This window comes from Pseudonocardia pini, assembly GCF_013870575.1.
Taxonomy (GTDB): domain Bacteria; phylum Actinomycetota; class Actinomycetes; order Mycobacteriales; family Pseudonocardiaceae; genus Pseudonocardia; species Pseudonocardia pini.
Genome location: NZ_JACBXB010000294.1, coordinates 1 through 6,306, shown reverse-complemented (window position 1 = coordinate 6,306; position 6,306 = coordinate 1). Strand labels below are relative to the sequence as shown.

Annotated in this window: 9 protein-coding genes and 1 pseudogene; 7 read left to right on the top strand and 3 right to left on the bottom strand. The window is 72.8% G+C overall.

What is annotated here, in order from left to right; genetic code table 11:
* Window positions 1-124: 124 nt before the first annotated feature.
* Window positions 125-1,129 carry a Dyp-type peroxidase gene (locus H5J29_RS17325; protein WP_181781990.1) on the bottom strand — a complete coding sequence of 335 codons (1,005 nt, stop codon included), beginning with the start codon at window positions 1,127-1,129 and terminating at the stop codon, window positions 125-127.
* A 151-nt stretch (window positions 1,130-1,280) separates the two neighbouring features.
* Here H5J29_RS17325 and H5J29_RS17320 point away from each other — a divergent pair, with 151 nt between their 5' ends.
* Window positions 1,281-1,832, top strand: coding sequence for a hypothetical protein (locus H5J29_RS17320; RefSeq protein WP_181781989.1), 552 nt, complete (start codon window positions 1,281-1,283; stop codon window positions 1,830-1,832).
* Between the two features lie 2 nt (window positions 1,833-1,834).
* Window positions 1,835-2,200 (top strand): Lsr2 dimerization domain-containing protein, encoded by a 366-nt coding sequence (locus H5J29_RS17315; RefSeq protein WP_181781988.1) that lies wholly within the window; start codon window positions 1,835-1,837, stop codon window positions 2,198-2,200.
* A gap of 62 nt (window positions 2,201-2,262) precedes the next feature.
* Here H5J29_RS17315 and H5J29_RS17310 read toward each other — a convergent pair whose 3' ends face one another.
* Complete coding sequence (locus H5J29_RS17310; protein WP_181781987.1) at window positions 2,263-2,418, bottom strand: hypothetical protein; 156 nt, start codon at window positions 2,416-2,418, stop codon at window positions 2,263-2,265.
* Window positions 2,419-2,504: 86 nt separating this feature from the next.
* On the bottom strand, window positions 2,505-2,726 hold the full coding sequence (locus H5J29_RS17305) for a DUF3072 domain-containing protein (protein ID WP_181781986.1): 222 nt from the start codon (window positions 2,724-2,726) through the stop codon (window positions 2,505-2,507).
* Here H5J29_RS17305 and H5J29_RS36590 point away from each other — a divergent pair.
* The 5 genes and pseudogenes from H5J29_RS36590 to H5J29_RS17280 all read left to right on the top strand — a co-directional run.
* A pseudogene (locus tag H5J29_RS36590) lies at window positions 2,725-2,937 on the top strand (hypothetical protein); the annotation flags it as partial. The gene H5J29_RS17305 and the pseudogene H5J29_RS36590 sit on opposite strands and share 2 nt — an antisense overlap.
* A 52-nt stretch (window positions 2,938-2,989) precedes the next feature.
* Window positions 2,990-4,090 carry a sensor histidine kinase gene (locus H5J29_RS36250; protein ID WP_181781985.1) on the top strand — a complete coding sequence of 367 codons (1,101 nt, stop codon included), beginning with the start codon at window positions 2,990-2,992 and terminating at the stop codon, window positions 4,088-4,090.
* Window positions 4,081-4,728: a response regulator transcription factor gene (locus H5J29_RS17290; RefSeq protein ID WP_181781991.1), complete on the top strand. Its 648-nt coding sequence runs from the start codon at window positions 4,081-4,083 to the stop codon at window positions 4,726-4,728. Before H5J29_RS36250 ends, H5J29_RS17290 begins: the two co-directional genes overlap by 10 nt.
* A gap of 27 nt (window positions 4,729-4,755) precedes the next feature.
* Window positions 4,756-5,724, top strand: coding sequence for a class I SAM-dependent methyltransferase (locus tag H5J29_RS17285; protein ID WP_181781984.1), 969 nt, complete (start codon window positions 4,756-4,758; stop codon window positions 5,722-5,724).
* Between the two features lie 91 nt (window positions 5,725-5,815).
* Window positions 5,816-6,306 (top strand): DUF5931 domain-containing protein (locus tag H5J29_RS17280; protein WP_312858279.1); only part of this gene is annotated, 491 nt, incomplete at its 3' end.

The following is a 6,306-nucleotide window of genomic DNA, read 5'->3' as shown; positions in this document are numbered from 1 at the left end:
CCCCTTCCTCGGCGATGAGATGGACCCGGACGGCCTGGCCGGTTTTGGCCTGACCTTTATATCATCGGCCCGAAAGTAGCGGTACCGGTCATGGGTCTGGGGTACGTCACCCGAGGCGGCGCGGTCAGGGTCGGAGCGACCCGATCCCCAGGTCCGACCCGGGGGCCGCCGGGGTGTCCGGCGTGGACACCGCGGGCGCCGAGTCGGCGAGGGCTTCCAGGGCGGGGACGGAGGGGGCGAAGAACAGGCCACCGGTGACGGCCCGCGAGAAGTCCAGGATGCGGTCGTGGTTGCCGGGCGGGTCGCCGAGGAACATGTTGCGCAGCATGGTCTCGGTGACGGCGGGATCGGCGGCGTAGCCGAGGAACAGCGTGCCGAACTCGCCCGCGGCGGGGCTGCCGAAGGGCATGTTGTCCCGCACGATCTGCAGCTCCTCGCCGTCCGGGCCCGTGACGGTGGTCAGCAGGCGGTGCGCGGAGGTGGGGAGGTCGGCGTCGTCGATCTCGACGTTGTCCAGCTTGCGCCGCCCGATGACCCGTTCCTGGGCGGCCGCGTCGAGGGCGTTCCAGGCGGGCAGGTCGTGCAGGTACTTCTGCACGATCGCGTAGCTGCCACCCGCGTGCTCGCCCTCGGGGACCAGCGCGGCGCGGGCGACGGCCGGGCCGGTGGGGTTCTCGGTCCCGTCGACGAAGCCGAGCAGGTCGCGGTTGTCGAAGTAGCGGAACCCCTGGACCTCGACCTCCGGCCGCAGGGCCTCGCCGAGCCGGGCGAGCACCTGGGTGGCGAGCTCGAAGCAGAGGTCGGGGCGGGTGGCGCGGAGGTGGAGGAAGACGTCGCCGGGCGTCGACGGCGCCGAGTGCACCCCGTCCAGGGCCGTGAACGGATGCAGCTCGGCGGGAGCGGGTGCGCCGAACAACCGGGGCCAGACCTCGGCACCGAACCCGATCACGCAGGAGAGCTCGGCCGCGGGCTCACGGAACCCGACGGACCGCACCAGGCCGGGCAGGTCGGCGCAGAGCTCGCGCACGGTGGTGCAGGCGGCGGGATCCTCGGGGACCACGCCGACCAGGACCAGGGCGGCGGTGCTCAACGGGGCGGTGACCGCCTGGGGCTCGGGGAGGGGGGACATCGGACTCCTGCTCCGGAGGACCCCCGCGGATCGGTTCCCCGGTCCGGTGGGGGACGACCGGGCCGCGGTGGCGGCCCCAGTGTGCCGGCGGAGGTCACCGAGGTTCGCCGGGGACGTTATCTTCTGCGGAAGAACGAGAGGAGTCACCGACGTGGCGGATGAGGTCGGATCGACCGCGGCGAGGTCGATCCAAGGTGAGCAGCAGGAGGACGCCGGCTACATCCGGGCCTCGGACGAGGACGTCGACCTGTACGTCGACCGGGTGTCCGACGAGGTGTTGGCGTGTCGCGAACGGGGTCGTCACCTGTTCCCGACGATCCGCCAGGCGGGGATCCACTTCACCGAGGTCGACGACGAGGGGCTGTTCCTGCGCCGTCTCGTGTGCACCTGCTGCGACCTCGCGGTCCGGGTGGAGCGGTGGGAGGGCGTGCGCAGGCGCGGGCAGACCCGGTTCCATCGAGTGGCGTCGACGCTCGAGTACCGGAACGGTCCGAACGGCGAGATCTATCTCGCCCCGTCCGGGCGCGGGCACATGACCCCCCGGCAGATCGGGGACTCGGTGGCGTCGAAGGCGTTGGCGGGGCAGACGCTGGCGTCGTTGCGCAAGGCGGCCCGGTCGTCGAAGGAGTCCCCGAAGCAGCAGGCGAAGGCTGCGCCGAAGTCCCGTCGCGGCGGTTCGTCGCAGTCGGCCGAGGAGGTCTGACCATGGGTGTACGCGAGATCCGGTACTGCGACATCTCCGGGGTGGAGGGGGACGTCGAGTCCCACGTCGTGCACGTCGACCAGATGCGGATCGAGATCGATCTGGCGGGGCCGGAGTACAAGAAGCTGCTGGACAAGCTCCGCCCGTACGTCGACGCGGGCCGGGTGGAGGCCTCGGTCCCGAACCTCCCGGGTGCCGGGCGGTCGCAGCCGAAGCGCTCGACCTCCACGGCGCTGACCGCCGAGCAGCGGCAGCAGGTGCGGGACTGGGCGGAGGAGAAGGGCATCGAGGTGCCGACCAACAACCGGTTCAAGGCCACGTTGGTCGAGCAGTGGCGCAAGGACACGACCCCCGATCCGGAGGACTGACGCGGTTGCCCGCGGGCTCCCCGCCACCGGATGACGCTCGGTGGCGGGGAGGCCCGGACGGGCTAGAACCAGACCTTGCGACCACCGACCGGGCGACCCGTGCGGCCGAGCACCAACAGCACCAGGCCGATGACCAGCAGGATGCCGCCGATGTAGTAGAGCAGGGAGAGGCCGGTCAGGAAGCCGACCACCAGCAGGATGAGGCCGAGGATGATCACGTGAGGCTCCGCTTCGTCGAGGTGACCTGTACACCGTGAGGTACCCGCAATCGGGCTCCCCCAATCGGGGGTAGCGACCGGCTCGATCAGCCGCGCCCGGCGGCCTGCTGCAGCTCGTCGATCCGACGGGAGGCCTCGGCCTTCGTGAGCCCGTCGAGGTTCTCGGGGGCCTCCTGCCCGGCCTGCTGCGCGAGCGTCTCGAGGTAGGAGCGCTGCGGACCCGTGATCGGCTCGTCGCCGGTCGTCCAGTCGGCAGGGTCCTTCGCCGCGGGGGTCTCGGTGGTGTCCTGGCTGTCGCGATCCGTCATGACTCGAACGTACATTCGACGTCCGGTGGCGGCCACTCGGGAGCGCCATACTGCCCCGGTGACGACCAGGTCGGTGGGTGTCGAGGAGGAGTTCCTGCTGGTGGACCCGGACAGCGGCGAGCCGCGCGCGGTCGCCGCCACGGTGCTGCGCCGAGGCGGCGGTGAGCTGACCGGGGAGCTGCAGGCCGAGCAGGTCGAGACGGCCACCGACCCCTGCCGCACCCTCGCCGAGCTGGACCGCGAGCTCCACAAGCGCCGCGGCCGTGCTCGCCTTCATCCCGTTCTCGGCACTCGTGCTGGCCCCCCTCGCGGGCCTGTCCGCGCCGGCGTTGTTCCTCCTGCAGCTCGCCGCCCTCGCCGTGGTGCCGTTCGTGTTCGCGATCGGGCTCCTGCACGGCGGGTTCGCCCGCACCGCGCCGCTCGAGGAGCTGGGGCTGTGGCTGGGCTCCGTCGACGACGGTCGGCCACCGGTGCGAGACGCCCTCGCCGCGGTGCTCGGCGACGAGTCCCTGGAGCTGTACTTCCCCTCCGGCCCCGACGGGCGGCTGCTCGACGCGGGCGGCCGGGACGCCGTACCCGAGCGGTTCGGCTCGACCGTCTCCGTCGACGCCGCGCACGGCGCGGTCGCCGTCATCGCCTACGACGACGCGCTGATCGCCGACCCGTGGCCGGTGCAGCAGGCCGGGCGCGTGGTCGCGCTGGCGTTGGAACGCGAACGGCTGACCGTGGAGCTGCTCGCGCGCCGCCGGGAGCTGCTGGAGTCCCGCTCGCGCCTGGTCCAGGTGGCCGACGAGGAGCGCCGCCGCTTCGCCCAGGACCTGCACGACCTGCTGCAGAGCAGGCTCGTGCTCGCCACGCTGCGCGCAGGCACGCTGGGCGCCGCCCCCGGCCTGGACGCGGAGCTCCGCCAGGACGCCGAGGCGTTGCGCGAGGAGCTCACCGAGGCCATCCGCGAGCTGCGCAGGCTCGTGCACGGCGTCATGCCCGCCCTGCTGCTCGAGCGGGGGCTGTTCGCCGCGGCGGAGGACCTCCTGGACCGCTGCCCGATCCCGGTGGAGGCGGACTGGCGCGGATCCTCCGCCGAGCTCCCCGCGGCCGTGTCGACCGGGGCCTACCTCATCCTCGCCGAGGCGACGGCCAACGCGGTCAAGCACTCCCGTGCCTCCGCGATCACGGTCCGCGTGGAGCGGGCGGGGGACACCCTCCTGCTCGACTTCGCGGACGACGGCGTCGGCTCCGCCGCCCCGACCGGGGCGGGCCTGCGCGGGGTGCGCGACCGCGTCGACGTCCTCGAGGGGCACTTCGAGCTGGTCAGCCCGCCGGGTGGCGGCACCCGGCTGAGGGTGCGGCTGCCGTGCGCCTGATCGTCGCGGAGGACGAGACCCTGCTCCGGGAGGGACTCGTGCTGGTCCTGGAACGGGCCGGGTTCGAGGTCGTCGGGACCGCGGCCGACGCGGTCGACCTGGTGGAGCTGGCCGAACGGGAGCGCCCCGACGTCGTCGTGACCGACATCCGGATGCCACCCGGCCGCGCGGACGACGGGCTGACGGCGGCGATCCGGATCCGGCGCACGGTGCCCGGCGCCGGGGTGGTGGTCCTCTCCCAGTTCGTGCAGCGCCGCTACGCCCTCGAGCTCATCGGGACGAACCCGTCGGGGGTGGGGTACCTGCTCAAGGAACGCATCGGCGAGGTGCGTCGGTTCGTCGACGACGTCGAGCAGGTCGGGTCCGGCGGCACGGTGCTCGACCCGGACGTCGTGCGGGTCATGATGGACCGGGCCGCCCACAAGCACGGTGACCTCGAGCGGCTCACCCCCCGCCAGCGGGAGGTACTGGAGCTGATCGCCCAGGGCCGCACCAACGCGGCGATCGCCGCCCGGCTCGGCATCGCCGAGAAGTCCGTGGTGCAGCACGCCTCCCGGATCTACGACGACCTCGGCCTGGAGGCCAACTCCGTCGACCACCGCCGCGTGATGGCGGTGATCCGGTTCCTGTCCCGGTGACCATGCCGGACACTAGGGTCGGAGCACATGAGCACGGACCAGGCGCCGCCCTCTTCCCCGGCACAGCCCCACGCGACCGCCGAGCAGGTCGAGGCCGCATGGAAGGACCCCAAGCTGGCCAACGTGCTCTACCACGACTGGGAGGCCGGGACCTACGACGAGAAGTGGTCGATCAGCTACGACGAGCGCTGCATCGACTACGCCGCGGGCCGCTTCCGGCTCGCGACGGCGTGGGACGGGCGGCCGTACGGGCACGCGCTGGAGCTCGGCTCCGGGACCGGGTTCTTCCTGCTCAACCTGATGCAGGCCGGGGTCGCCTCGCGCGGCAGCGTCACGGACCTCTCGCCGGGGATGGTGCAGGCCGCGCTGCGCAACGCCGAACACCTCGGCCTGCCCGTCGACGGCACGGTGGCCGACGCCGAGACCATCCCGTACCCGGCGGACACGTTCGACCTCGTCGTCGGACATGCGGTGCTGCACCACATCCCGGACGTCGAGCAGGCGTTCCGCGAGGTGCTCCGGGTGCTCAAGCCGGGCGGCCGGTTCGTGTTCGCCGGCGAGCCGACGACGATCGGCGACGCCTACGCCCGCAGGCTCTCCCAGCTGACGTGGAAGGCCGCGACCACGATCACCAGGCTCCCGCCGCTGCGGGGCTGGCGCCGTCCGCAGTCCGAGCTGGACGAGTCCAGCCGCGCCGCCGCGCTCGAGGCGGTCGTGGACATCCACACGTTCGACCCCGCCGAGCTGGAGCGGATGGCGTCGCGGGCGGGCGCGCGGGACGCGAAGGCCACCACCGAGGAGCTCACGGCGGCGATGCTGGGCTGGCCGGTGCGGACCTTCGAGGCCGCCGTCCCGCCCGGGAAGCTGGGCTGGAACTGGGCGATGTTCGCCTACCACGGCTGGCAGCGGCTCTCCGCGCTCGACGCGGTGCTGTCCCACGTCGTGCCGCGGCAGTGGTTCTACAACGCCCTGATCAGCGGCACCAAGCCTCGGTAGTTCTGCGGAGCCGCGGGGCCGGGGCGGGGGTGAGACTGGGCGCATGCTCCGCCCGGCGCCCGTCTTGACCCCTCCGGGCACACTGATCGACGTGGACCATCCGCTCGAGCCGCTCTGGCGCGGCGCCGTGGTGTACCGGGTGCTCACCCTGCTCACCGTGATCGGCGTGTCCGCCTTCCACTTCCGCGAGTACGCCTCGCCGGTCGGCGCCGGTGTGGTCCTCGCCGTGATGGTCGCGTGGACCGCGGTGCTCGCCCGCGCCTTCCTGACCAGCAGCCGGGACCTGCGGGCGCCCTTCGCGGTCGCCGACCTCGTCGTCTCCGCGGGGGTCATGCTCACCACCCCGCTGATCGTCACCGACACCCAGCTCGACGCGTCGGCGCCCGGGATGGGCTCGATCTGGACCTCCGGCGCCGTGCTGAGCTGCGCGATCGCCTTCCGGATCCCCGGCGGCGTGGCCTCGGCGGCCGTGATCTCCGCGGTGCTGGTGCTGGCCAAGTCCCGGGTCACGCTCACCGAGCTCAGCGACATCCAGATCCTCGTGCTGGCGGGCCTCACCGTGGGCTTCGCGTCCCAGGTGCT

What these genes read in the sequence shown, in the direction of transcription:
- H5J29_RS17325 (WP_181781990.1), bottom strand. Translation starts at nt 1,129, where the DNA reads ATGTCCCCCCTCCCCGAGCCCCAGGCGGTCACCGCCCCGTTGAGCACC.
- H5J29_RS17315 (WP_181781988.1), top strand. Translation starts at nt 1,835, where the DNA reads ATGGGTGTACGCGAGATCCGGTACTGCGACATCTCCGGGGTGGAGGGG.
- H5J29_RS17305 (WP_181781986.1), bottom strand. Translation starts at nt 2,726, where the DNA reads ATGACGGATCGCGACAGCCAGGACACCACCGAGACCCCCGCGGCGAAG.
- H5J29_RS17285 (WP_181781984.1), top strand. Translation starts at nt 4,756, where the DNA reads ATGAGCACGGACCAGGCGCCGCCCTCTTCCCCGGCACAGCCCCACGCG.